The 23,955-nt window shown below is 50.9% G+C and carries 23 protein-coding genes and 1 other RNA gene; 6 read left to right on the top strand and 18 right to left on the bottom strand.

The features are described 5' to 3' along the window. The first annotated feature begins 35 nt into the window (after window positions 1–35). The 5 genes from ffs (at window position 36) to ACIDF8_RS09825 (ending at window position 5,646) form a co-directional block, all read left to right on the top strand. An RNA gene (gene ffs / locus ACIDF8_RS09845) (signal recognition particle sRNA small type) lies at window positions 36–132 on the top strand. A 129-nt stretch (window positions 133–261) separates the two neighbouring features. Next, window positions 262–2,082: a DNA polymerase III subunit gamma/tau gene (gene dnaX, locus ACIDF8_RS09840; RefSeq protein WP_412010445.1), complete on the top strand. Its 1,821-nt coding sequence runs from the start codon at window positions 262–264 to the stop codon at window positions 2,080–2,082. A gap of 25 nt (window positions 2,083–2,107) precedes the next feature. Beyond that, the gene (locus ACIDF8_RS09835; protein ID WP_412010444.1) at window positions 2,108–2,416 is read left to right on the top strand and encodes a YbaB/EbfC family nucleoid-associated protein; all 309 of its coding nucleotides are present in this window, start codon (window positions 2,108–2,110) and stop codon (window positions 2,414–2,416) included. 43 nt (window positions 2,417–2,459) lie between these two features. After that, the gene (gene recR / locus ACIDF8_RS09830) at window positions 2,460–3,059 is read left to right on the top strand and encodes a recombination mediator RecR (protein ID WP_412010443.1); all 600 of its coding nucleotides are present in this window, start codon (window positions 2,460–2,462) and stop codon (window positions 3,057–3,059) included. Between the two features lie 205 nt (window positions 3,060–3,264). Further along, window positions 3,265–5,646: an EAL domain-containing protein gene (locus tag ACIDF8_RS09825; RefSeq protein WP_412010442.1), complete on the top strand. Its 2,382-nt coding sequence runs from the start codon at window positions 3,265–3,267 to the stop codon at window positions 5,644–5,646. Between the two features lie 38 nt (window positions 5,647–5,684). On the opposite strand, the gene ACIDF8_RS09820 is transcribed toward ACIDF8_RS09825, so the two are convergent. The 16 genes from ACIDF8_RS09820 to gltX form a co-directional block, all read right to left on the bottom strand. Beyond that, a complete protein-coding gene (locus ACIDF8_RS09820) occupies window positions 5,685–6,329 on the bottom strand; it encodes an HAD family hydrolase (protein WP_412010441.1) in 645 nt (214 codons plus the stop codon). Window positions 6,330–6,333: 4 nt separating this feature from the next. Then, window positions 6,334–7,032 (bottom strand): bifunctional 2-polyprenyl-6-hydroxyphenol methylase/3-demethylubiquinol 3-O-methyltransferase UbiG, encoded by a 699-nt coding sequence (gene ubiG, locus ACIDF8_RS09815; RefSeq protein ID WP_412010440.1) that lies wholly within the window; start codon window positions 7,030–7,032, stop codon window positions 6,334–6,336. 18 nt (window positions 7,033–7,050) lie between these two features. Beyond that, a complete protein-coding gene (locus ACIDF8_RS09810) occupies window positions 7,051–8,388 on the bottom strand; it encodes a TRZ/ATZ family hydrolase (protein WP_412010439.1) in 1,338 nt (445 codons plus the stop codon). A gap of 104 nt (window positions 8,389–8,492) precedes the next feature. Continuing rightward, window positions 8,493–9,590, bottom strand: a complete 1,098-nt coding sequence (locus tag ACIDF8_RS09805) for an OmpA family protein (protein ID WP_412010438.1) — start codon at window positions 9,588–9,590, stop codon at window positions 8,493–8,495. 123 nt (window positions 9,591–9,713) lie between these two features. Continuing rightward, window positions 9,714–10,439, bottom strand: a complete 726-nt coding sequence (locus ACIDF8_RS09800; protein ID WP_412010437.1) for a (5-formylfuran-3-yl)methyl phosphate synthase — start codon at window positions 10,437–10,439, stop codon at window positions 9,714–9,716. Between the two features lie 8 nt (window positions 10,440–10,447). Next, entirely contained in the window at window positions 10,448–11,023 is a 576-nt protein-coding gene (locus ACIDF8_RS09795; RefSeq protein ID WP_412010436.1) for a DUF447 domain-containing protein, read from the bottom strand. Continuing rightward, window positions 11,020–12,507 (bottom strand): DUF6513 domain-containing protein, encoded by a 1,488-nt coding sequence (locus ACIDF8_RS09790; RefSeq protein WP_412010435.1) that lies wholly within the window; start codon window positions 12,505–12,507, stop codon window positions 11,020–11,022. The genes ACIDF8_RS09795 and ACIDF8_RS09790 overlap by 4 nt, the downstream gene beginning before the upstream one ends. 4 nt (window positions 12,508–12,511) lie before the next feature. After that, the gene (locus ACIDF8_RS09785; RefSeq protein ID WP_412010434.1) at window positions 12,512–13,096 is read right to left on the bottom strand and encodes a flavoprotein; all 585 of its coding nucleotides are present in this window, start codon (window positions 13,094–13,096) and stop codon (window positions 12,512–12,514) included. A gap of 15 nt (window positions 13,097–13,111) precedes the next feature. Beyond that, window positions 13,112–14,446 carry an adenylosuccinate synthase gene (locus ACIDF8_RS09780; RefSeq protein ID WP_412010433.1) on the bottom strand — a complete coding sequence of 445 codons (1,335 nt, stop codon included), beginning with the start codon at window positions 14,444–14,446 and terminating at the stop codon, window positions 13,112–13,114. A 41-nt stretch (window positions 14,447–14,487) separates the two neighbouring features. Further along, a complete protein-coding gene (locus ACIDF8_RS09775; protein ID WP_412010432.1) occupies window positions 14,488–15,642 on the bottom strand; it encodes an ATP phosphoribosyltransferase regulatory subunit in 1,155 nt (384 codons plus the stop codon). Between the two features lie 160 nt (window positions 15,643–15,802). After that, the gene (locus ACIDF8_RS09770) at window positions 15,803–15,985 is read right to left on the bottom strand and encodes a DUF2065 domain-containing protein (RefSeq protein ID WP_412010431.1); all 183 of its coding nucleotides are present in this window, start codon (window positions 15,983–15,985) and stop codon (window positions 15,803–15,805) included. A gap of 10 nt (window positions 15,986–15,995) precedes the next feature. Further along, window positions 15,996–16,865, bottom strand: a complete 870-nt coding sequence (gene hflC, locus ACIDF8_RS09765; RefSeq protein WP_412010551.1) for a protease modulator HflC — start codon at window positions 16,863–16,865, stop codon at window positions 15,996–15,998. Window positions 16,866–16,889: 24 nt separating this feature from the next. Continuing rightward, entirely contained in the window at window positions 16,890–18,083 is a 1,194-nt protein-coding gene (hflK, locus tag ACIDF8_RS09760) for an FtsH protease activity modulator HflK (RefSeq protein WP_412010430.1), read from the bottom strand. Between the two features lie 27 nt (window positions 18,084–18,110). After that, the gene (hflX, locus tag ACIDF8_RS09755; RefSeq protein ID WP_412010429.1) at window positions 18,111–19,238 is read right to left on the bottom strand and encodes a GTPase HflX; all 1,128 of its coding nucleotides are present in this window, start codon (window positions 19,236–19,238) and stop codon (window positions 18,111–18,113) included. 3 nt (window positions 19,239–19,241) lie between these two features. Next, the gene (gene hfq / locus ACIDF8_RS09750) at window positions 19,242–19,484 is read right to left on the bottom strand and encodes an RNA chaperone Hfq (RefSeq protein ID WP_194747747.1); all 243 of its coding nucleotides are present in this window, start codon (window positions 19,482–19,484) and stop codon (window positions 19,242–19,244) included. 110 nt (window positions 19,485–19,594) lie between these two features. Further along, window positions 19,595–20,998 carry a glutamate--tRNA ligase gene (gene gltX, locus ACIDF8_RS09745; RefSeq protein ID WP_412010428.1) on the bottom strand — a complete coding sequence of 468 codons (1,404 nt, stop codon included), beginning with the start codon at window positions 20,996–20,998 and terminating at the stop codon, window positions 19,595–19,597. 135 nt (window positions 20,999–21,133) lie between these two features. On the opposite strand from gltX, the gene ACIDF8_RS09740 reads away from it, so the two are divergent. Further along, window positions 21,134–21,475: a hypothetical protein gene (locus ACIDF8_RS09740; protein WP_412010427.1), complete on the top strand. Its 342-nt coding sequence runs from the start codon at window positions 21,134–21,136 to the stop codon at window positions 21,473–21,475. A gap of 113 nt (window positions 21,476–21,588) precedes the next feature. Here ACIDF8_RS09740 and rimO read toward each other — a convergent pair whose 3' ends face one another. After that, on the bottom strand, window positions 21,589–22,923 hold the full coding sequence (gene rimO, locus ACIDF8_RS09735) for a 30S ribosomal protein S12 methylthiotransferase RimO (RefSeq protein WP_412010426.1): 1,335 nt from the start codon (window positions 22,921–22,923) through the stop codon (window positions 21,589–21,591). Between the two features lie 12 nt (window positions 22,924–22,935). Next, a complete protein-coding gene (locus tag ACIDF8_RS09730; RefSeq protein WP_412010425.1) occupies window positions 22,936–23,859 on the bottom strand; it encodes a ZIP family metal transporter in 924 nt (307 codons plus the stop codon). Window positions 23,860–23,955: the final 96 nt, after the last annotated feature.

Raw genomic sequence — 23,955 nt, 5'->3', positions numbered from 1 at the left:
GCGTTAAAAAAATATTTTTGCGTTACAATAGCGTCCGCGGGCCTCCCCGCATTGTAAGGTAGCCAACCTGGTCAGGTGCGGAAGCAAGCAGCCACAACTATCAAGCAAGTGCCGGGGGTTGGGCTCGCCCCTTCTCTCCCGTTCTTCATTTTGTCTGCGCTGTTTTATTCGATCCAAATTTATGGTTCAGGATAAGCAGGCACAGGCAAATTAGGCTAAAGTACAGGTTTGCCTTATTGCTTTTAATCAGTAGAGTGCGCGATGTCTTACCAAGTGTTGGCGCGTAAATGGCGCCCAAAATCTTTTGCCAGCCTGGTCGGCCAAGACCATGTGGTCCAGGCCCTCAGCAACGCCTTGAGCCAGCAGCGCCTGCATCATGCCTACCTGTTTACTGGCACCCGAGGCGTCGGCAAGACCACCCTCTCCCGCATCCTGGCTAAATCCCTCAACTGTGCCACCGGCATCACAGCGACCCCTTGTGGCGAATGTGAGGCATGCCGCGCCATTGATATTGGCCGCTATGTCGACTATGTGGAAATGGATGCGGCGTCTAACCGCGGCATTGCAGACATGGTGAGCCTGTTGGAGCAAGCAATCTACGCCCCCTCGTCCGGCCGCTTCAAAGTCTACATGATAGACGAAGTGCATATGCTGACTAAGGAAGCGTTTAACGCCATGCTGAAAACGCTGGAGGAACCGCCTGCCCACGTCAAATTTATCCTGGCAACGACCGATCCGCAAAAAGTCCCGGTGACCATTCTGTCGCGTTGCCTGCAATTCAACCTGCGCCAAATGGCCAGCAGCACCATTACCGCCCATTTGCAGGATATTCTAGGCCAGGAACAGATTGCTTTTGAATCCCCCGCGTTGCAACTGATCGCCCGCGCGGCCAATGGCAGTATGCGCGATGCACTCTCATTGACGGACCAGGCCATTGCTTATGGCAACCAGGCGGTACGCGAAAGTGATGTGCGCAGTATGCTCGGCGCCATAGACCAGAGCTACCTGTATGAATTATTGCGGGCATTGATTGCAGAAGATGCTGCTGGTCTGCTCAATATTGCGCAGCAAATGGAGTCTCGTAGCATAGGCTTTGAAAGTGCCCTCAACGACATCGCTGCCTTACTGCACCTGCTGGCAGTTGCACAATACGCGCCGCAGTCGATTGCTGACGACCACCCTGAACGCCAGACCTTGCTGGACCTTGCAACAGCATTGTCCGCAGAACGCCTGCAACTGTATTACCAGATTGCGATTTTGGGCCATCGTGACATCGGATTAGCCCCAGATGCCTATGCCGGCTTTACCATGACATTGTTGCGCATGCTGGCGTTTAAAGCCGATAGCACGACGGCTGTGACGCCTCCTGCCAGTTCATCTGACGAAAACGGAAACAGCCGGAGTGGCTCGACCAGCCCTGCCATGGTTGGCAGCGCCCGTGCTGCATTAGCGCAAAGTTATGCGTCCAGCCCGGCTGCAAAACCGTCTGTGCCGGAGACACCTTCGCCAATAGGCGTCGTTGAAGCCAAACACTCAACCCAGGAAGCGTCCGGCGAACCCTTTGATCGCATCGCGATGGCAGAAATACCGGCACAAGTACTTTCACAACCTGCCTCACCGGTGGTTGCCAGTGAACCCGCAGCGGTTGCGATGCCCGTCCCGGCAGAGGCGCCGCCAGCCGCGAGCATTCCGTTATTGGCCTGGGACGGTAACTGGCGTGCGCTGGTAGAAAATCATTTAAGTAAACTGGGACTAGTACGCGCACTGGCACAAAATTGTGAGCTGGTCCAGTTTGAAGGCGATGTGATGACCCTGCGCATTAGCGAGTCTCATAAGCATCTGGCTAGCGCCAATTATCTAGAAAAGTTGAATGCGGCATTAAACAGCCATTTTGGCCGCCGTTTACAGCTGGTCATCAATACCAGCCAGGATGCTAATACGCCAGCCAGGCAACTGGCTGTAGAAAAAGCAGAATTGCAGGATCAGGCGACACAAGCCATCATGAATGATCGCTTTGTACAAGGCCTGATGCAGGAAATGGGCGCGACTATCGTGCCTAACTCGATTAAACCCTTACATTAACCACAAGTAATTTCAGGAGCAGACAATGATGAAAGGTGGCATGGGCAACATGATGAAACAGGCCCAGATGATGCAGGCCAATATGCAAAAAGCGCAGGCAGAACTCGCTAACACCGAGGTTGAAGGCAGCGCCAGCAATGGCATGGTAAAAGTCACCATGACCTGCAGCAATGACGTGAAGCGCGTACAGATTGATGACGCGGCCATGGATGACAAGGAAACACTGGAAGACCTCATTCTAATTGCCCTAAAAGATGCCAAAGCCAAAGCCGAAGCCACGAGCTCAGCCAAAATGAGCAGTTTGATGCCTCCAGGCTTCAAATTACCATTCTAATGCGTGACACGCTCAAGCAACATTTTAAACGCGGAGACCAGGCTTGAATCATCCGGCTGTTCTGGACCAACTGATCAGCGCTTTGCGTTGCCTGCCTGGGGTTGGCCCCAAGTCATCCACCCGCATGGCGTATCACTTGTTGCAACGGGACCGTGAAGGGGCACAAAAGCTGGCCTCCAGCCTACAACAGGCACTGGATAAACTTGCGCATTGCGATTACTGCAATAACTTCAGTGAACACAGTGTCTGCCACCTGTGTCAGGACACACACAGGGATAAATCGACACTCTGTGTAGTAGAGATGCCTACCGACCTGATGATGCTGGAAAACACCCGCAGCTATCAAGGACAATATTTTGTGCTGATGGGCAAACTATCCCCCATGGATGGCATAGGGCCTAAAGATATCCACCTGGATAAATTGCTCAAACGTGCCCAGGATAGCACCATCCATGAAGTCATTATTGCGACCAACTTTACCTCAGAGGGTGAAGCCACGGCACATTATATTGGCCAAATGCTCAAAGCCCGGGGTATCCGTGTCAGCCGGATTGCCCGTGGCCTGCCCATGGGAGGCGAGATTGAGTATGTGGATAGTGGCACGCTGTCTACCGCCTTACTGGAAAGAAAAGCAGTCACATAATTCATCATGGCGTTGCTTAAATGCACTCTCGCCCGTCTAACAGATTGCCATAGTTCCAATGCTGTGAAGATAAATGTCTTTTATCTGCATCTGCCCTCTTAATAAAATTCATCGCTTGTCGTTATAAAAATGACACCATTCGGTTTTAAAACGGATGGGCCGTCCTCTCTGCCAGTCACAAACAAGAAAAGCAAGGTCGTATTGAATGGAATTATTTCTGCATACCATGGATGCAAACAGTCATGCCAACTCCGAAAATCCACATTTTTCTGGCATTCATACCGCTGCTTTCAGTTACGACTCCGAACCTGAATTACTGCAGATTCTAGACCGTATGATTGCAGAAGAGTCTGCACATACCCTGAGGGATACCTGGGTGCTGGTGTCACAAGACAACCATGCCATGCACCCCATGCAAGCGCTGCAGGCAACCATGCCATTCAATACATTTTATGCCAGACATAAATACCCTTGGCTGCTCTCGGAGCTTGAACCGCATGTGCAAATGCATTACCAGCCGATTGTGGATTTTGGCCAGAGTGGAAAAGTCTTTGGTTTTGAGGCCTTATGCAGGCTTAAAACGCCAGAAGGCAAATGGCTGAATGGCATGGAGGCTTTTGCGCTCGCCGCCGAGGTTAAACGTAGCCACGAACTGGACTTGGCCTGTCAGAAATTGGCGTTGATAGGCAAATCGCAATCCATTTCGGCAGACAAGCCGATTTTTATAAATGTGTTGCCACAAACCATTATGAGCCCGGGCTGGCTGGAGTTTATTTTAAACATCCTGAACCAACAGCAGATTGATCAGCGCGATGTAGTGATTGAAATTATCGAAAGTGAGAAAACCAATCCCGAGGTGCTAGCACGCTATTGCGACGAAATCCGTATGCATGGCCTGCGCATTGCGCTGGATGATATGGGTTCTGGCTTTAACGGCTTGCGCATCCTGGCTGAGGTACGGGCTGACTTTATCAAGATAGACCGTGCCATTGTGCATGAAGCACAAGGCAGCCGCGTGCGGACGGTATTGCTCGAAGCGATTATTTCGATGGCGCAGCGGCTGGGATGTACCATCATCGCAGAGGGCCTGGAGCGTGTAGAGGACATTACCTATTGTCAGGACTTAGGCCTGCATTATGCACAGGGCCACTATTTTGCCCAACCGCAAAGTAAGCCTAGTGATAAAGTCACCGCCTTGCCCGTACGAGATGAATCACACCGCTCACATGTGCCTGACGACTTTCATATCGGTGAATATATCAGTCACGGATTAACCATCGATGTCAGCAGCTCATTGGAGGAAGCAAGACGTTTATTTAATGCCCATACCGATATTGCCACTGCAGTGGTGCTGGACGGGCAAAAGCCGCTGGGGGTTCTGCGGCGAGGTAAAGTGTTCTCCAAAAAACATACAGGGCTGGGGGCGTGCTGTGATCCCTTGCCCAAGGTGATTAACCATAAACTGCCCTCCTCAGTTCTGGCCCGTATTTTTTACCTGGAGCGAGGCAATATAGACATATGGATCACCATCAATGATGAAGGCGGCTATGTAGGGGTCTTGCAACCCATGGAAATCATGGCCCAATTGATCAGCCGTAAAACGGCGACCGGCAACTTGCATCCATTAAGCCATCTCACGACAGGCCCTACGCTAAGACAAACCCTGGACAACAGTTTACGAAACAACCCGAATACACAGCTGATCTATATAGATCTCGATCATTTCAAAGCCTACAACGACCGCTATGGTTTTATCCGCGGCGACGCCATGATCAGGCTGTTATCTGAAATTATCCGCCAGGAGTTTCAGGATAAAGCCGGCGTCATGGTCGGGCACATTGGTGGCGATGACTTTGTGTTGATTTACGACCACAACGCCCCCACCCTCAATGACACGCTGCTGCATATCATCAGCCAGTTTCAGGCATTGGCCGTGCATCTTTATGACGCCTCAGACTTAGAGCGAGGCTTCTTTACCACCGAAGATGGCAAAGATCACCCTGTCGCCAGTGTGTCGATTGCCGTGGTGAATGGCAAGCAAGGGGCGCTTGAAAACAGCGTGGTGGCTGCAGAACGTGCAGCCATGCTTAAAAAGATAGGTAAAGCAAATATCGGCAGTATTGTGGTTGTGGAAGATACGCCCCCACAAACCATCCTGCCGAAAAAAGAATTTTATTCTGACTGGCAGCAAAAGGCATTGTCCGCATTGCAGTCCTTACTCAATACCCAACGCTCGACAGGCTCGCATGACCTGGACAGCTGCTTTGCTGAATTTCCATTCTTTGAAGTGATTTTTGAACTTGAACCAAACGGTATACAGCGTTATGCCAACTGGATTAACCCGAATATGTATGGAAAAATCAAGGCTGGCGGGGCTGGCATAGACCGTAGCCAGCAAGCCTATTACCAACGCGTCGCCGAGTCTCAAGCCCCTTATATATCAAGCATATACCTGTCGACGGCTACGGAGGACTTTTGTCTCACCGTCTCCTTGCCTATCCTGAATGAGTCAGGCCAGCTGGCAAGTATTCTGGTGGCAGATATCAACATTGCCGCCATGGCCGTGCTGAGCAGCACACGCAGCTAGCTAGTTCAGTCACTGTAGATTGTCATAAGCGCTTATCGCTATAGATAAGTCAGCAAGTCCTGGGGCTGCTGGATGCAGCCATCTGCGCCCCAAGCCTCAGGTTGGTCAGTGTCTGACAGGTAACCAAACAAGGCAACCAGTGTCGTCATCCCCGCCGCATTGCCCGCTTGTACATCGCGCTCGGCATCACCGACATACACCACTTTTTCAGGATCTAACTGCATACGCTCACAGGCTAATAACAGTGTTTGCGGTGAAGGTTTGGGCTGCGGTGCATCATCGCCACTGATCACCGCGCCCGCGCGGTCATTCAACTTCATATGCGCAATCATGGGCAATGTAAACCGGCGGGGTTTATTGGTAACAATACCCCATCGCAGGCCGCGTTGCTCGATTGCGCGCAACGCTTCTGCCATCCCTGCAAACAATTGTGGCTGCCGCGTCATCACCTGGGTATATAAATCCAGATATTCAGTGCGCATCTGCTCAAAATCTGCGTGATCCGGTAACAAACCAAAACCAACTTCCAGCAAGCCACGTGAGCCATGCGAAGCATATGGCCGAATCGTGGCCTCCGGCAGGAAAGGCAAGCCATGACGTTCACGCTGTAAATTCAGCGCATAAGCCAAATCCGGGGCAGTATCCACCAAGGTCCCGTCAAGATCAAATAATACAGCTTGCATGTGTTTAAACTTCTTTGGTGGCATGAAGCATATAATTGACGCTGGTATCTGTGGTCAACGCATACTGTTTACTCAAAGGGTTGTAAGTCACGCCAGTCTGATGCTGCAATTCCAGTCCCGATTGGCGCAACCAGCTTGCCAGCTCAGAAGGTTTGATGAACTTGCTATAATCATGTGTCCCTTTAGGCAACAGGTTTAGCACATACTCTGCCCCGACCACAGCCATTAGATAAGCCTTGGCGTTACGATTAAGCGTAGAGAAAAACAAGTGGCCACCTGGCTTCACCAATGCCGCACACGCATGTACCACACTGGCTGGATCCGGCACATGCTCCAGCATTTCCATACAGGTTACCACGTCAAACTGTTCTGACATTTCTGCAGCCAGCGCCTCGACCGCTATACAGCGGTATGCAACCTTGGCATTGGCTTCCAGTGCATGTAATTCCGCCACCTGAAGGGATTTCTCAGCCATATCAATCCCTATCACATCCGCCCCATGTTGCGCCATGGATTCGCTCAAAATTCCGCCGCCACAGCCGACATCCAGCACCTTTTTACCATTGAGCAATGCGCGGCTGTCAATGTAGTTTAAACGCAAGGGATTCAGCTGATGCAAAGGTTTGAACACGCCTTGCGCATCCCACCACTGATGTGCCAGTTCGGCAAATTTATTCACTTCTGCAATTTCGACATTCGCCATGATATTTCCTAAACGATATTAATGCGCGGATTGTTGCAATTTGAGTTGCCACTGCAAAGCAATAGACCGCAAAGCTTCTGTTTCGATTCCGGCGAATTGCGCCTGACCATCTGGCAAGCGCTGATAACTTAATTCACCATTCACCCAGGTATGGGTCACTTGCTCACGACTAGCCACATACACCAGATGCGAAATAGGATCGAAATATGGCAGGCTGTTCAACTCATCCAGTTTGACCGCCACCAAATCGGCTCGCTTACCTACGCGAATGCTGCCAATCTGCGATTGCAATCCTAGCGCCGTCGCACCATTAATGGTTGCCATCTGTAGTGCCTGATAAGCTGGCACCGCCTCCGCCTGTTGTGAGGCCACCTTGGCCAACAAGGCTGCGGTACGCATTTCCTGCCACAAATCGAGGCGGTTATTGCTGGCGGCACCATCGGTGCCTAACCCGATATTGACACCGATCTGTTGCGCAGAAGCGATAGGCGCAATCCCGCTCGCCAGTTTCAGGTTTGAACTTGGACAGTGTGCGATATGCGCCCCCAGCATCGCCAAGGTTTCCTGCTCCTGCTTTTCGAGGTGCACACCATGCGCCAGTACTGTACTGGGCCCAATCACACCAAGCGCTTGCAGACGTTGCAGCGGGCGGATACCAAACTGCTCCAAACTTTGTGCGATTTCTGCCTGGGTTTCATGCAAATGGGTATGAATACCCAGATTTAATTGCTCTGAGAGCGTGACGATCTGTGTAAATGTCTGATCGCTCACGGTGTAGGGTGCATGAGGCGCAAAAGAAAAACTAATAGAAGATTCGGATTTATATTGATCCCGCACCTCAGTACCCAAGCGGATATACTCACTGGCTGTTGCAGCATAATTGGTTGGGAACTCAAGGACTGTCAAGCCAATATGTGCCCGCATGCCCATCTGCTTAACCGCCTCTATGGTCGCTTGCGGATAAAAATACATATCATTAAATGTCGTCACCCCGCCAGACAACATTTCCGCACAGGCCAGCAAGCTGCCATCATGCACAAAAACATTGGAGACCCAGCGTTTTTCTGCCGGCCAGATATGCTCGTTTAACCACGGCATCAACGCATAATCGTCGGCGTACCCCTTTAACAGATTCATACTGCTATGGGCATGCAAATTAATCAAGCCAGGCATCACGACATGTTGCGAACAATCCACGACTGACCAATCAACCGCCCATTCCGGTATTTCACTTTTGGGAACAATCGCTTTGATGCTGCCAGAGTCGACTAAAATAGCATGCTGCTCCAGCACACGCGGCCCTACATCCATGGTCACAAGCCAGCGAGGTTTGATGATAAATTGTGATTCACTCATGATGCGATTATAACCGAGCCACCTTGGCAAATTTAAAGCCAATTTGTCTGACACAATAAAAAAGCCACGCAATTGCGTGGCTTTTTAACTTACCAGTCAGGCGCTTATTGGCAACCTTCTTGCTTTGTACCTTCTGCACGGATTTCAACGCGGCGGTTAGGTTGCAGGCAAGAGATCAATTTCTTGCTAACTTTTTTACCTTCGCACTGAACCACTGGCTCAGATTTACCTTTACCTTCAGCAGTGATCAAGTTGCTGGCTACACCTTGAGCAACCAAGTAGTCGGCCACTTGTTTTGCACGGCGCTCAGACAGTTTCTGGTTGTAAGCTTCAGAACCGATACGGTCTGTGTGACCAGTAACGATCACAGCTTTGATTTCAGGATTTTCTTTGATCTTGGCAGCAACTGCATCCAGTGTAACGCGGCCTTTTTCTTTCAGGTTAGCCTTGTCAAAACCAAACAACTCTTCAGCAGAAACAGTCACTGTTTCGTTCACTGGCTTGCAAACAGGTGCTGGAGCCGGTGCTGGAGCCGGTGCTGGTGCAGGCTCAGCTGCAGCAACTGGTGCTGGTGCCGGCTCTGGCGTTGGCTCTTCAACCACTGGTGCTGGTGCACCAAAGCGGAAAATACCACCCAAGTTAACCAAAGTATTGTTAATTGTGCCATCTGCATCAACAGTACCTGCTGCATTACGTGCATCTGCACGGCTCCATTGATGACGTACGTCTGCCTGAACACCAAACTTGTCATTGAACAAGTATTGCGCACCCAAACCAACATTTGCCATCCAAGAAGTATTGGATTTGTCAGTCAAACCAACATTGCTATAGTCAACGTTATTGCGTGCTGCACCAATACCTGCCAACAGGAATGGACGGAATTTCTCACGGCTAAACATGTACAAAGCATCCAGACCTAAGGTAGTTTGTTTGTACTTGCCACCTGCACCAGCAATACCAGTATCTTCGTCAGCACGGTTGTAACCCAAACGGCCTTGAATGTCCCAGTGCTCGCTCAGCTCTTTACCAATAGACAAGAAACCACCACGGGCATTGTCAGCTTCAAGATCACTGTCAGTATGCATGTAGCTCGCACCTGGAACAACATACCAGGCACCGCGGTACATGTCTTCAGCTTGCGCAGATTGCGATGCAAATACAAATGCAGAAGCAATTGCCAAGCCTAAAAAACTTTTTTTCATTCATTGACTCCTTTGTTATTGGGCATTTTCGCCACATCTTTGAAAATACTTACAAACTCAACTATACGCAAACCATGCAAGGGGTGCAAGCGTGAAAAGCGCAAACCCCAAGTATTTATTGGTTTAGGGGCTCATTATGCAACAGTTTTCTGACACGTGGCTGACAACAGCCATCACTGAGTCCGCCAATAAACGTGATTGTCGCTGCCCCTTTTCGCACAAACCACTACGAAAACCGATAAATCCAACTTCTAGAGTCAGTAATGCTGCCAAATGTTCCTGTCTAAGCCCACCTGCCACGCCCACCATCATTTGTAATTGCTCGGCCATCTGGGCAAATTGCTTGAGTTGCGTGTGAGAGACGTCATCAACCACGGCACTGGATTTATCTATGGTATCCACCATGACGCCAACATAGCCTTGCTTAGCCAGTGCGTTCAAACGCGACTCAAGTTGTGCGTGATGCAGCAAGCTATCAGGCTTAAACACCGCTACAAGGCGAATACCGGCTGAAAGCACTTCTGTAATTGCCTCTGCAAATACCGGGTTATCCCACATAGCTTCTGGCAATTTGATGATGTCTACACCGATTGCGGTTCGCTGCTGAATCAAGTCAATCAATGCCTGCGCTGACTCAGCAGTATCCCCAACGGTGGCACTGACCACGATTTCAGCTTCTGGATGTTTGCCGCTGTACGCATTCACGGTATGCATGATCTGGGCCGATTGATCTGAGTCTAGTGCTGCCAATGCGCCATGACTGGTATCTTTCAAATCAATCAAGGTCACGCCAGCCGCCAATACCAATTGCGCCTCAGAGACCGAATTCACACTAACTAATACTTGCATGGATATCCTTAGGCCTGCTGCATGCCGGTTTGTTGAGCTCTATGATTATTGACACAATCTAGCAGCCATTGCCAAGCCTCCAGTTCGTTCGACCCCGCAGTTTTGTCAATCGCAATCTGTAAATACTGTAGCTCCTGATTAATTTTCTCTGCAGGTAACATATGCAATCTACTCACAAGCACAGCCAGTTCAATCACCGCCGCCTGCGCACGGTTAAAGCCCATAAAGGGCGCATGCGTTTGGCTTTCAAGGACCTTCATCCATAGCTTTGGACGCGTATCATCAGGCTCGACTTCATCCAGGCTTAATACATGATGCGCCAAACAATCGCTGAGACGCATGCAATGCTCGTATCCTGTCGCCAACGTCGAAACCATTTTTTTTCTGGCAATCGCGGCAGCAAAAACACGGACATCATCGGTCAGATTTAACACGGCTGACCTGGTCTGCAAAATATTCTGTAACGTGGTTGATGGCTGAAAAGGCATGATGAGCACTCGCCCAGCATGCCACTGGATCCCAAATGGCGCAATGTGGACCTCGCCTTCAGGAGAGCAGGAGGTAATGATGGTTTCGTAAATCATTCTTTATTTTCCGTGTCGATTGCATTGCCAGCGGCTTCTGAATTTGGTGATTGACCTGGGTGGCCAGTTGCTTGACCGGCTTTAGCCGCTTCTTGACGTTCTTTAATAGAGGCCTCACGATGCGCGACCTTGGCCTGCTTGTTTTGTACGCTAGAGGCAACGCCCCACTCCAGCATTTCGTCCTGCACATAGCGTTTTTTCAGTTGCCAGGCAATTTGGGCGCGTGCCAACTCCACCCCTAAATAAAAGGCATGCGAGGCATCATCCTGCACGTTTAATCTGGGATAAAACAGATAAGGATCGGTGGCTTGCTGCAAACCATCCCGGTTATACACATGCACGCCCGCTTCACTCACCATGATCCTAAAACTGGGATCCTTGATTTGGCTGGCCATTTCGCTGATTTCTTCGGCGCTGTAAGGAAATGGCTTGCGGTCATGTAAACCAAGCAAGCCTGCATCATAGCCTCTGGGCAAACGCTTATCCTGTTTCGCGCGGAACATGACGCGACGGGCGATATCCGCTTCTGCCACCGCCTCACAGGCATGCGCACTGACAGAAGTTGCGAGTACCGCATTGATATTGAGTTCGCTAATCATGCCAAACAGTATGGCGTTGATGCCTGTGGTGTCAGCATCGGTCAATTCCGTCAGATTGCCCACCCCCATCATGATGGCGATATCGGGATATTTTTTGCGTAACTTGTGATAGCGGACAATCGATTCGGTCAGGCCAAAATGGATAGGATCCAGAATCGGGTCTGCAATAAAGGCCAAGTCACGCCTAAGACAATACTCAATCGCCCGCTGCAAGCTGGGTAAGCTGCCAGGCTTGGCTGGGATCAAGACCGGCGTGGAAGACACTTCTTCTGCAATCCACAGACTTTTTTCGTGCAAGCTTAGCAAATAATCTGCACCGGCTTTGCCTGCTGCCAGGAGGTCATCTTCGCGCATGGAGTCTACGCTCACCTGAAAGCCTTCTGCCTTCAGTGCCCGCACGCTCTCAGTCATGTGTGCAAACGCTTTGCCCGGGAGGCAGCCCAGATCAATCACATCTGCGCCCTGCTGCTTAAAATGGGCTGCTTTGGCAATAATCTGTTCGACGGTCAGATCGGGGGCATCGACGATTTCTGCAAAAATCAACACGCTGTGCTGGGTTAAATCAGGCGCTTTACCTTGCTGGCCAAAATATTGCGGCAGATCTTTCAAATCTTTAGGCCCTCGTTCTACTGGCACCCCCCACTGCGACACCAACGGGCTGAGATCGCCCTGACAGAGGCCGGGTAAAATCACTTTATCAATATTTTCGACTTTGGGTAAGCGTCTGGCAATCAGTGGCGGCGTCATCAATGCAGCGACCGAGACGCCAATTTGCTTCACTTCGTATTCAAAAGGAGAAAGTTTACTGTCTGCTTGGATTGATTGTAATACCTGATGCAGACTGTGTTCTGCCAGTTTTCCGGTAAGGAACAGCAGTCGATTCATGATGTTAGTCGTGGGGGTGTTCTACCTGTACGCCTTGGTGCAAATGCAAATCGTGCACCGTTGCCAGGCGCGTCATGATTGCATCCTGCAAACCAGTCATATCTTCAACCACAGTCGTGTCAGCAAAGCGTTTTAACTGTGCCACATTATCGAGGTCGATCTGGCGCGGATAAACCTTCACCACATTGTCACGAGGTGCTTCAGACTCCAACTCTGGCGCAGTATCGCAAGCAAATACAATGCTTTGGATCCGCGTTTTTCCTGCTTGCGCAAACAGGTTGGTGACCAGGCTATCCGAAAAGCCATAGGCCATTTTGGCGATGGTATTAGACGTCGCAGGCGAAATCACCAGTGTGTGATATACACCCTCATAAAAACGCTCGACCGGCACGCTGCTGGCTGTTTTGTCCTGATAGACCTTGTGGCCAGTGGCTTCCAACGCGGCCTGAAAGCCATATTGCTGGATAATTTCGGCCGCTGCACGGCTAAGGTAGATATCCACGTCCTGCAAGGTCTGCAAAATAGCCAATGAATCCCGCAGATAATGGCCCGAACCGGTAATTGCCCACGCCAACCGTTGTGCTCGCATTTCAGCCCACCTTACTTAGGCGAAAGGATGTTGCAACACGATGGTTTCATCCCGCTCTGGGCCGGTAGAGACGATCGCAATCGGCACGCCGCAAACGGCTTCCAGACGCTTGAGGTAATGCTGCGCATTTTTGGGCAATGCATCCCACGTTTTCACGCCAAAGGTCGTTTCGCTCCAGCCCGGCACGGTTTCATAAATGGGCTCGCAACGGGCCACATCATCCGCGCCTACCGGCAGCATATCCACCACTTTGCCATCCAGCTTGTAACCGGTGCAAATATCCAGCGACTCAATCCCATCGAGCACATCCAGCTTGGTGATACACAAACCGGTTAAGCCATTGATCCTTGCGGAACGGCGCAATGCGGCTGCATCAAACCAGCCACAGCGGCGTTTACGTTTAGTCACAGTGCCGATTTCCTGGCCTTTATTAGACATCTGGTAGCCTGGCGCGCCCTCGGTCTCAATATCCAGCTCACTCGGGAAAGGACCGCCCCCCACACGCGTGGTATAAGCTTTGGTAATCCCAAGGACATAGTGCAACATATTGGCACCGACACCCGTACCCGCGGAGGCTTGACCAGCAATACAGTTACTTGAAGTCACATAAGGATAAGTGCCATGGTCTACATCCAGCAAGGTTCCTTGTGCGCCTTCAAACAGCAGGTGTTCGCCTCGAGCATTGGCTTCATACAGCGCAGCAGAGATATCTGCCACCATCGGTTTCAGGGCCACGGCATGCTGCATGCTAGCATCGTATTGTTGCTGGAAATCCACCGCGGCAGCACCCAGGTAATTGGTCAATACAAAGTTATGGTAATCCATCACTTCGCGCAACTTTTCAGCAAACCGCTCGGGATGGAACAGGTCATACACGCGCAAGGCACGGCGTGCCACTTTGTCTTCATAAGCAGGGCCGATACCCTTGCCTGTGGTGCCGATTTTCTTCTCGGCGCTACGCTTGGCTTCACGCGCCAAATCGACGGCAACGTGATGAGATAAAATCAATGGACAGCCTGGGCTGACTTTGAGGCGGTTTTTAACATCCAGTCCGCCTTGCTCCAGGGTGGAAATCTCATGCAGCAAATGCGTGGTATCCAAGACCACGCCGTTACCGATATAGCAATTGACGCCGTCACGTACAATGCCAGAAGGCACCAGGTTTAACTTGTAGACTTTTTGCGCACTGCCTTGCCCCACAACCAGCGTATGCCCCGCATTGTGGCCGCCTTGGAAACGTACCACGCCTTGGGCATGGTCGGTCAGCCAGTCAACAATTTTACCTTTACCTTCGTCGCCCCACTGGGTACCAATTACAACGACGTTCTTTGCTTGTTTAAATTGTGTCATGTTCAATCAATATCTTGTCTATACAAAAAAGAGGGGACGTATTACGCAGCCACCACTTGCCAATGACCATCCACCTTCTTAAGCAAACGGTCACAAGCTAACTCAGAATAATCTACCTGCGCATCAGGCAACGCTTCCACGACGATTTGCCCTTGCGCGCGCAAGGTTTCTACCATGGCCACCAAGTCAGCATCTTGCTCAGCCGGGGCCAAAATACCTTTATCCATCACCGCAGGCCCTAATGCCAGCAAGGCACCGCGCAGATCCAGGCTAAACCCTGTCGCAGGACGCGCCCGACCAAACGCCGCGCCCACTTCATCATAGCGGCCACCCAAGGCAATGGGGCCCGCATAACCTTTGGCATAGGCGGCAAATACAATGCCGCTATGGTAGTGATAACCGCGCAGCTCGCTTAAATCGATGGTGACTGTCACGTGATGATTACTCAAGGCTTTCGCCACTGCTTCCAACTCAAGCAGGGCTTGCTCAATCTCTTCTGAATCAGGCAAGACTTCGCGTGCCTGATCCAATACCTCCAGCCCGCCGTTGAGTTGCGCCAGCGCCATAAACGCTTGCCTGGATTTCTCAGGGAGGCTGGCCACCAATTGCTCTACCAAGGTAATATCCTTGGCTTGCAAAGCTGCTTGCAAGGCTTGTTCTTGCTGCAAACCCAATTGCGCCGTGTGGGACAAACTGGCAAAAATCGCCGCGTGACTCAGGTCCACAAATAAAGTCTGCATCCCCAGCAACTGCAAGGCTTTGACCATCAAACGCTGTACTTCGATATCGCTGGCAATCCCGGCATGACCGTACAACTCTGCCCCTAATTGCAGCGGCTCACGCGTACGCGCCAGACCGTCAGGTTTGGTTCTTAAGACAGTCCCGGCGTAGCACAGCCGTGAAACGCCAGCATGATTGAGCATATGGGCATCAATCCGCGCCGCTTGCGGCGTAGTATCCGCACGCAAGCCCATCAGACGCCCAGTTAACTGATCCACCACCTTGAAAGTCGCAATATCCAGATCATGGCCGGTGCCAGTCAGCAAGGATTCAACATACTCCATCATGGGTGGCATGACGTACTGGTAGCCATGTACACGGAACAAATCCAGCAATTGCCGGCGATAGGACTCAAGCCGTGCCGCTTCTGCAGGCAGCACATCTTCAATATATTCAGGGAGTAACCAATTATGCATCCCGCCATTATACCCGCAAACCCCTGCCTAAAGCACGGGTTTAGCAAGTCCAGGATAAAGCCGCAGCCCCGCTGGCTGCGCTCAAAACTGCAAATAAAAAAGCACACGCAAGGTGTGCTTTTTTAAAATGGACAATAAATAACCCGCAAATCTTACCTTATCAACGATTCAACCATATCATCAATGCCCCGAACAACATAGAAACAAAGCCGATAAAGCGGATTTGACCATCGCGTAATTGCAGCATATTTTCAAAAGTGTTGCGCCAGGCTTTAGTAAACAATAACGGCATCAAGCCTTCTATCAACAATACGCCGCCCAGCACACTCCACCACCAACTCATGGCTTAAAAATTACTTTTTACCGCTACTACGCATGTATTTAAAGAAGTCCGAGCTCTCGTCAATGACCATCACGTCAGACTTGTTTTTGAAGCTGTTTTTGTATGCTTCCTGACTGCGGTAAAAGGCATAAAACTCTGGGTTTTTACCATAAGCCTGGGCGTAAACTTCGGCCGCTTTGGCATCGCCTTCACCTTTTACCTTTTGGGCTTCACGATAGGCCTCAGCAATAATCACTTCACGCTGCTTGTCGGCATCTGCACGGATTTTTTCTGCAGCGGCAGCACCTTGTGAACGCAACTCATTCGCCACCGATTTACGCTCCGCTTCCATACGCTGATACACGGACTCACTCACCTCTTTTGGCAAGTCCACGCGGCGCAAACGGACATCCATAATCTGGATCCCCATTTGACGGCTTTCTTTATCGGCACGCTGACGCAGGATTTCCATAATCTGCGCACGTTCACCAGAAACCACGTCATGGATGGTACGTTTACCAAACTCAGCACGCAGACCGTCATTCACCATCTGCGATAAACGACGTTCAGCTTGCACCTCATCGCCGCGCACAGAGACGTAATACTTAGCAGGGTCTATGATGCGCCACTTAACAAAGGAATCCACCAGCACGTTTTTCTTTTCACTGGTAATAAACCGGTCAGGCTCTTCCCAGTTAAGCGTCAGGATGCGCTTATCGTAGTAGCGGATGTTTTCCACCATGGGCATCTTGAAATAAAGACCGGGTTCTTTTTTCACTGAGACGATTTCACCCAAGCGGAATACCAATGCATATTCGCGCTGATCTACCGTGTAAGCTGATGAGGTAATAATCACCAGCAACACAAACACCCCAATTAACAAACTTCCAATATTTCTCATCATGTATTTTCCTTGTGGGGCAGACTAGCGGTATTCGCGGTCACGGCTACGCATGGCATCCCGCGAACGGTCAAGGACGCTGGTCTCCGCTTGCGGCTCCACAGCAGGTTTATCGGACGGCACTGAAGCGGATGCTCCCGCATTATTGCCTGCACCACTCATACTCATCAGCTTATCTAGCGGCAAATAGAGCAAGCTGTTGCCACCCTTCTGGTCAACCAGCACCTTGCTGGTATTCGATAACACATGCTCCTGCGCGTCCAGGTATAAACGCTGGCGCGTCACTTCTGGGGCCTTGTTGTATTGCGCCAGAATTTGCTCAAAACGGTCTGCGTTACCTTTAGCCTCATTCTCAACACGCAGCTTATAGCCTGCGGCTTCTTCGGCCAAACGTGACGCCGTACCGCGTGCTTTTGGAATGACGTCATTGGCATATGCCTGGCCTTCATTCTTCTGACGTTCCAGATCCTGCTTGGCTTTCACGGCATCATCAAAAGCAGCCTGGACTTGCTCTGGCGGTTGCGCATTTTGCATGGTGACATTGACAATATTGACGCCAGACTGATAGCGGTCCAGCATATCCTGCATCAGCTTTTTGGCTTTCGCAGCAACGTCATCCCGGCCTTCATACAGCACAAAATCCATTTTGCTCTTACCGACCACTTCACGAATCGCTGTTTCAGCGACGCCGCGGACGCTCTCTTCCGTCGAGCGGTTACTAAATTGGTAATCTTCGACCGACTTCAGGTTATATTGCACAGCCACCTGCAAATCAATAATGTTTTCGTCATCAGTCAACATCAAAGACTCTCTGAGCTCTTTGCTGCGGCCAGACTCGCCTTCATAAGAGCGGTAGCCCATCTCAATGGTACGCACTTGTTCGAGGTTGACGTTTTCGACAGTTTCTATCGGAAAGGGTAAGTGCCAGCGCGGGCCAGGCATGGTGGTCTCCACATGCTTGCCAAAACGCAACACCACGCCGCGCGAACCCTGGTCAACGATATAAAATCCGGAACCCAGCCAGATCAACGCGACCAGCCCTAAAATCGGGGCCACCGGCAGTGATTGTGGCGCAGGCGCAGTACCTCTTGGGCCGCCCTGCCCGCCTTTATTGCTACCAAATAACCGGTTCAGCTTTTGATTCAAATCCTTGAACACCTCGTCCAGATCAGGCGGGCCTTCATTATTTTTATTCCAAAAGCCTGGAAATTTTTTCATGCGTGTACTCCGTATGTTTTGATCTTTTTAAACGTAAGCACTTTCTTCGGTGCTCAGTTTTTTAAGGTATTGCTGATGCTCTAACAGCGCCTGCCGCAAATCCTCAATGCCGATGCCCTCTTTGGCTGACACACGGACAGTTCGGATATTACCATACTCATCGCGGTCGATTCCGGGCGGCATGCCCATGCGGTCAATCTGGTTCAGCACCAGAATCTGTGGGACCCTGGCAGCCCCAATCTCGTTCAATACGATATTGACTTGCTCGATTTGCGCATCGCGGTTGGGGCTGGCTACGTCAACCACATGCAATAGCAAATCCGCTTGCGCAGCCTCTTCCAGAGTGGCGCCAAAGGCTTCGATCAAGGTGGTGGGCAAGTGCTTGATAAAACCGACCGTATCTGACAACACCACCGGATAACCTTCCGGCAGATGCATTTTGCGCGAGGTCGTATCCAGGGTCGCAAACAACTGGTCAGCGGCATACACCCCGGAATGCGTCAGGCGGTTGAACAAGGTAGATTTACCGGCATTGGTATACCCCACCAGCGACACGGTCATCAGGTTGGAGCGTTTGCGCGCACGCCGTTGCATGCCGCGCTGCTGCTTGAGCTTGTCCAGCTTTTCACGTAGCTGCTTGACGCGCACACGCAACATGCGGCGGTCCAGCTCCAGCTGTGTTTCACCCGGGCCACCACGCATGCCGATCCCGCCTTTTTGCCGTTCCAGGTGGGTCCAGCCGCGGACCAACCGTGTAGACAAATGCTCCAACTGGGCAAGCTCGACTTGCAGCTTGCCCTCGTGCGATTGCGCACGCTGGGCAAAAATATCCAGAATCAGGCCAGTACGGTCAACGACACGTGCCTCAAGCAATTTTTCGAGGTTGCGCTGCTGCGAGGGGCTCAAGTCATGGTTAAAAGCAGCCACTTTGCTCTCGTGGGCCGCCATCAAGGCTTTGAGCTCATCCGCTTTGCCAGAACCGATAAAGTATTTGGGATCAGGAGCGTGACGCTTGCCTTCCAGCGTCGCCGAAATATTGAGGCCGGCAGTACCGGCCAGGTGGCGGAGTTCTTGCAAACTTTCTTCATAGTCAGCGTCACCAAAATTGACACTGACCAGAATCACGGCATCTCCGCCGCTTGGTCTATCAAACATGCATTAGGATTCTTGTGCGGCGTCGTGCGATCCCAGGCTGACTGGACGTGCAGGAACGATGGTAGAAATGGCGTGTTTGTATACCATTTGTGTCACGGTGTTTTTTAACAAGATGACATATTGATCAAAAGAATCGACCTGCCCTTGCAATTTAATCCCGTTGACCAGGTAAATGGACACTTGAACGTGCTCTTTTCTGAGTGCATTCAAAAACGGATCTTGCAGCATTTGGCCTTTATTATTCATGGAATTGCTCCTTGTTTGTTTTAATCGTATTGGAGTTTTATTATCTTGAACACCAATCCCTCATAGTGACTATGATTGTACTAATTTGTTCCTTTTTCAATCCCCGCGCTTTACTTTTTTGGAAATAAAGCGCGGATGCGCTGCAGACAAGCCTCTTTACCCAGAATTGACATCACCTGATCAATGCTAGGCGACTGTGCTATGCCGATCAAAGCCACCCTTAATGGCATCGCCAGCTTGGGGAACTTGATCTGCTGCTCAGTCACAACCTGATTCAGCGCATCGTGAAGCTTATCGGCAGCCCAGTCAGAATCTTGAGTCTTTTCTAAAAATAATTCGATGTAGCCGGCGGTTTCTGGTAAGACGTGTTTGGTTTTATCCGCCTCGTTGATTTCAGGCATCTGGTAAAAGAAGGCAATTTCCTTGGCCAGTTGATTGAGGTTATTGGCACGCTCACGGTATAAATTCAATACCGCCAGCAAATCAGGCGACTGGGTCGCTGTGATGCCTAATGCGGCCAACCGCGGTTTGACTTCATCGGCAATGCGCTCCAGAGGCAAGGTTTTAATATAGTGGGCGTTCAACCAGTTAAGTTTTTCTGTGTTGAACTGTGCGGCGGAAGGCGTAATGTGGTCCAAGTCGAACCACTCGCAAAACTGCGCCATACTAAACACTTCATCATCGCCATGTGACCAGCCCAGGCGCGCCAAATAATTGAGCACGCCCTCACGTAGGTAACCGTCCTCATGATACTGCATCACGCTGACGGCGCCATGGCGCTTGGACAGCTTCTGGCCATCATCGCCCAAAATCATGGAAAGGTGCGCATACTGCGGGACTTGTGCCCCCAGTGCTTTAAGCATATTAATCTGGCGAGGCGTATTATTCACATGGTCATCACCACGGATCACTTGCGTGACGCCCATTTCCCAGTCATCCACCACCACACAGAAGTTATAGGTCGGCGTGCCGTCAGCCCGTGCAATAATCAAGTCATCCAGTTCGGCATTGGCGATTTCAATCCGCCCTTTCACCATGTCATCCCAGGCAACGATGCCGTCGGTTGGATTTTTGAACCGCACCACTGGCGGCACACCTTGTGGTGGCTCTGGCAGCACTTTCCCTGGCTCAGGACGCCAGCGGCCATCATAGCGCGGCTTCAAACCCTGCTGCATCTGGCTTTCACGCAAGGCATCCAGCTCTTCTTTGCTGCAATAGCAGTAATAAGCATGGCCTTCATCCAGCATCTGCTGGATCATTTTTTTATAAGTCTCCATGCGCTGCATCTGGTAAAAAGGACCTTCGTCATGATCCAGTTGCAACCATGACATCCCATCAAGGATAGCCTGTACAGCTTCAGGCGTAGACCGGGCAACATCCGTATCTTCAATACGCAAAATAAATTTGCCGCCATGACGCTTGGCATACGCCCATGAAAACAAGGCAGTGCGCGCACCGCCAATATGCAGATAACCGGTAGGACTGGGGGCAAAACGGGTTTTAACAGCTTGCATGATGACTCTTGAAATTGAAACAGGGGAGCATTTTAACATGCCGCCCCTCAACGCCGTGTTTAGTCTGGTTAAGATTGAAGCAGCCAGCCTGTAGAACGCATTGATGCGGGTCTAAAATCACGCTAAGATGCGTGCATGCAAACCAACCCAGCAGAGACACCATTGGGAATTCATGTAGGAGAGCTGTATGGCAAGCCAGACGCTGCAGGCCATATTGCCGTGCTTTACCATGTTTTGGCTATCCATAAGCAAGGCATCACCCTGCAAAATATGGATAACCCTTTAAGCCAGTTTGAAACCACCGCAGAGAAACTGCTGCAATCCGGTTACCTCAGGCTGAGCCAGACACCCTACGTCAATCTGCAACACACGGGTAAACGCAAAAAAAGCGCCTCTAACAAATTAACCCGTTGCCCCTACACAACAGACATTTTTGCAGAGCGTGCGGATAGCGAACGGCCACAACTCAGTACTTAAAAACCAGGCATTTAAAAGCACTGCGGCCTGCACGCAACTCAAAATCGTTGATTACGCCGCGCTGAAACATCCCTCTGGCTACACATGCCATTGCAGCGCTTTCTTTATCACCCTTAAAACTCCGGCGGCGCCCCAATCAGATCATGGCCTTGTGCGTCTACAATTTGCACGTCAACAAAGTCGCCTGGGGTTAACCCCTCAGCATCTTGCAGGTAAACGATCCCATCAATTTCTGGCGCATCGGCCTTGGTACGTGCAATGCCAATGATATTTCCGTCGTCATCTTCAGTAAGCTCATCGACAAGTACGGTTTGCAAACTGCCGATCTTAGCTGCCACTTTCGCAGCACTGATACGCTCCTGCACTTCCATAAAGCGGCTCAGGCGTTCCTTTTTCACCTCTTCCGCAACCTGGTCGGGCAATGCATTGGCAGCTGCACCATCGACGGCAGAGTAAGCAAAACAGCCAACACGATCCAGTTGCGCCTCTTCCATAAAGTCTAGCAGCATATTAAAGTCATCTTCGGTTTCACCTGGGAAGCCGACGATAAAGGTACTGCGGATGGCAATCTCCGGACAAATCTCCCGCCAGGCTTTGATGCGGGCCAGGTTGTTTTCACTGCTGGCCGGACGCTTCATCGACTTGAGGATACGCGGGCTGGCGTGCTGCAAAGGCACATCCAGATAAGGCAGAATCGCCCCTTCTGCCATGAGCGGAATCACGTCATCGACATGCGGGTAAGGATACACATAATGCAAGCGCACCCAGACGCCTAGCTCGCCCAAAGCTTTACTCAGCTCGGTCATATGCGTTTTAATCGGCCTGCCGTTCCAGAAACCTTTGCGGAACTTCATGTCCACGCCATAGGCAGAAGTATCCTGCGAAATCACCAAAATTTCGGAGACACCGGCATTCACCAAGCTCTCTGCTTCGTTGAGTACATCCCCAATTGGACGGCTGACCAAATCACCGCGCATACTCGGAATAATGCAGAAGCTGCAACGGTGGTTACAGCCCTCAGAAATTTTGAGGTAAGCATAGTGCTTGGGCGTGAGGCGTATCCCTTGTGGCGGCACCAGGTCGGTGTAGGGATCATGCGGTTTGGGCAAATGGCTATGCACATGCCCCATGACTTCATCGAGCGCATGGGGGCCGGTCACGGCCAATACACTTGGATGGGCACCGGTCACCACGTCTTTTTTTGCACCTAGGCAGCCGGTCACAATCACCTTGCCGTTTTTGTTAAGTGCTTCGCCAATCGCATCCAGAGACTCCTGGACTGCGGAATCAATAAACCCGCAGGTGTTCACCACCACCAGGTCGGATTGCTCGTAACTATTACTGATTTCATAGCCTTCGGCCCGCAACTGGGTCAGGATACGCTCAGAATCAGAGCCTGCCTTGGGGCAACCCAGTGAAACAAAACCGACTTTAGGAGAACTTTGCATGATGCTTCCCTTTTAACCTTCTACCAACCACTTGGTCAGGGCGACTGATGCCACCCCTAATACAATTAACAATAACTGGCTTAACGTGTCACGCAAGGCCGTGCGCTTGTGCAAGCCTGGAATCAGGTCCGCTACCGCCACATAAAGCATACTGGCCGCAGCAAGACTCAAAATATAAGGTACCCAGTGCTGCACTGCATGCAAGGCAAAATAGGCAATCACACCGCCGAGCAAAGTCGCCAGGCTGGAGCCCACATTAAATAAAAACGCTTTTTGCTTGCTGTAGCCAGAATGTAACAAAATCAGGAAGTCGCCAACTTCCTGCGGAATTTCATGCGCGATAATCGCCAGTGCAGTCACCAGCCCAACCTGCATATCCACCATAAAGGCAGCACAGATTAATATCCCATCAACAAAATTATGAAAGGTGTCCCCAACCATAATCATCAAGCCGCTGCGGCCACTGTCATGGGCATGGTGATGGCCGTGATAATGACCAACCCCAACGGCGGGTGACGCCTGCGGCAGCTTGAACTTGATCGCACCCTGCGGCTTTTTAAGGGGTTTTGTTTCGGGATGTAACTCAGGGCAATGCGCCTCGTCATGCATGGCATGCATTTCACAATGCTCACCGTGGCAATGACGCCATAACACCAGTTTTTCGAGGGTAAAAAACAGCAGCACGCCAAACAGCATGGTCCCTGTCATCGCCTCAATATTGGGGCTGGTTTCAATCGCATGCGGCAAAATCTCGAGAAATACCGCTGCCAGCAATGCACCAATGGCATAACTAACCAGCAAGGGCACCCAATGCTTTTTGGCATTGAGCGCAAACAGCGCTGCGACACACACACTGAGCACACCACCCAACAAACAGGCCAGCATCATGCCGGTAAAAGGCGAAATTTCAGTCAGTAGCGTCGTCAAAAAAGTCATGTCCAGTCATTACAGGAAGCCGCGCATTATACGTGAGTTATCAAAAAAACAAAGCATAAACAAACAGTTATCCTATATTAAGGCCATCAAAACTGA

Origin of the sequence: Methylophilus sp. 3sh_L (assembly GCF_046766015.1) — a bacterium.
Taxonomy (GTDB): domain Bacteria; phylum Pseudomonadota; class Gammaproteobacteria; order Burkholderiales; family Methylophilaceae; genus Methylophilus.
This window is presented reverse-complemented; position numbering and strand designations above follow the sequence as displayed.

Bases quoted from the DNA above. Each gene is read 5' to 3' on its own strand.
- dnaX (WP_412010445.1), top strand. From the start codon at position 262: ATGTCTTACCAAGTGTTGGCGCGTAAATGGCGCCCAAAATCTTTTGCC.
- ACIDF8_RS09835 (WP_412010444.1), top strand. From the start codon at position 2,108: ATGATGAAAGGTGGCATGGGCAACATGATGAAACAGGCCCAGATGATG.
- ACIDF8_RS09825 (WP_412010442.1), top strand. From the start codon at position 3,265: ATGGAATTATTTCTGCATACCATGGATGCAAACAGTCATGCCAACTCC.
- ACIDF8_RS09820 (WP_412010441.1), bottom strand. From the start codon at position 6,329: ATGCAAGCTGTATTATTTGATCTTGACGGGACCTTGGTGGATACTGCC.
- ubiG (WP_412010440.1), bottom strand. From the start codon at position 7,032: ATGGCGAATGTCGAAATTGCAGAAGTGAATAAATTTGCCGAACTGGCA.
- ACIDF8_RS09810 (WP_412010439.1), bottom strand. From the start codon at position 8,388: ATGAGTGAATCACAATTTATCATCAAACCTCGCTGGCTTGTGACCATG.
- ACIDF8_RS09805 (WP_412010438.1), bottom strand. From the start codon at position 9,590: ATGAAAAAAAGTTTTTTAGGCTTGGCAATTGCTTCTGCATTTGTATTT.
- ACIDF8_RS09800 (WP_412010437.1), bottom strand. From the start codon at position 10,439: ATGCAAGTATTAGTTAGTGTGAATTCGGTCTCTGAGGCGCAATTGGTA.
- ACIDF8_RS09795 (WP_412010436.1), bottom strand. From the start codon at position 11,023: ATGATTTACGAAACCATCATTACCTCCTGCTCTCCTGAAGGCGAGGTC.
- ACIDF8_RS09790 (WP_412010435.1), bottom strand. From the start codon at position 12,507: ATGAATCGACTGCTGTTCCTTACCGGAAAACTGGCAGAACACAGTCTG.
- ACIDF8_RS09785 (WP_412010434.1), bottom strand. From the start codon at position 13,096: ATGCGAGCACAACGGTTGGCGTGGGCAATTACCGGTTCGGGCCATTAT.
- ACIDF8_RS09780 (WP_412010433.1), bottom strand. From the start codon at position 14,446: ATGACACAATTTAAACAAGCAAAGAACGTCGTTGTAATTGGTACCCAG.
- ACIDF8_RS09775 (WP_412010432.1), bottom strand. From the start codon at position 15,642: ATGCATAATTGGTTACTCCCTGAATATATTGAAGATGTGCTGCCTGCA.
- ACIDF8_RS09770 (WP_412010431.1), bottom strand. From the start codon at position 15,985: ATGAGTTGGTGGTGGAGTGTGCTGGGCGGCGTATTGTTGATAGAAGGC.
- hflC (WP_412010551.1), bottom strand. From the start codon at position 16,865: ATGAGAAATATTGGAAGTTTGTTAATTGGGGTGTTTGTGTTGCTGGTG.
- hflK (WP_412010430.1), bottom strand. From the start codon at position 18,083: ATGAAAAAATTTCCAGGCTTTTGGAATAAAAATAATGAAGGCCCGCCT.
- hflX (WP_412010429.1), bottom strand. From the start codon at position 19,238: ATGTTTGATAGACCAAGCGGCGGAGATGCCGTGATTCTGGTCAGTGTC.
- hfq (WP_194747747.1), bottom strand. From the start codon at position 19,484: ATGAATAATAAAGGCCAAATGCTGCAAGATCCGTTTTTGAATGCACTC.
- gltX (WP_412010428.1), bottom strand. From the start codon at position 20,998: ATGCAAGCTGTTAAAACCCGTTTTGCCCCCAGTCCTACCGGTTATCTG.
- ACIDF8_RS09740 (WP_412010427.1), top strand. From the start codon at position 21,134: ATGCAAACCAACCCAGCAGAGACACCATTGGGAATTCATGTAGGAGAG.
- rimO (WP_412010426.1), bottom strand. From the start codon at position 22,923: ATGCAAAGTTCTCCTAAAGTCGGTTTTGTTTCACTGGGTTGCCCCAAG.
- ACIDF8_RS09730 (WP_412010425.1), bottom strand. From the start codon at position 23,859: ATGACTTTTTTGACGACGCTACTGACTGAAATTTCGCCTTTTACCGGC.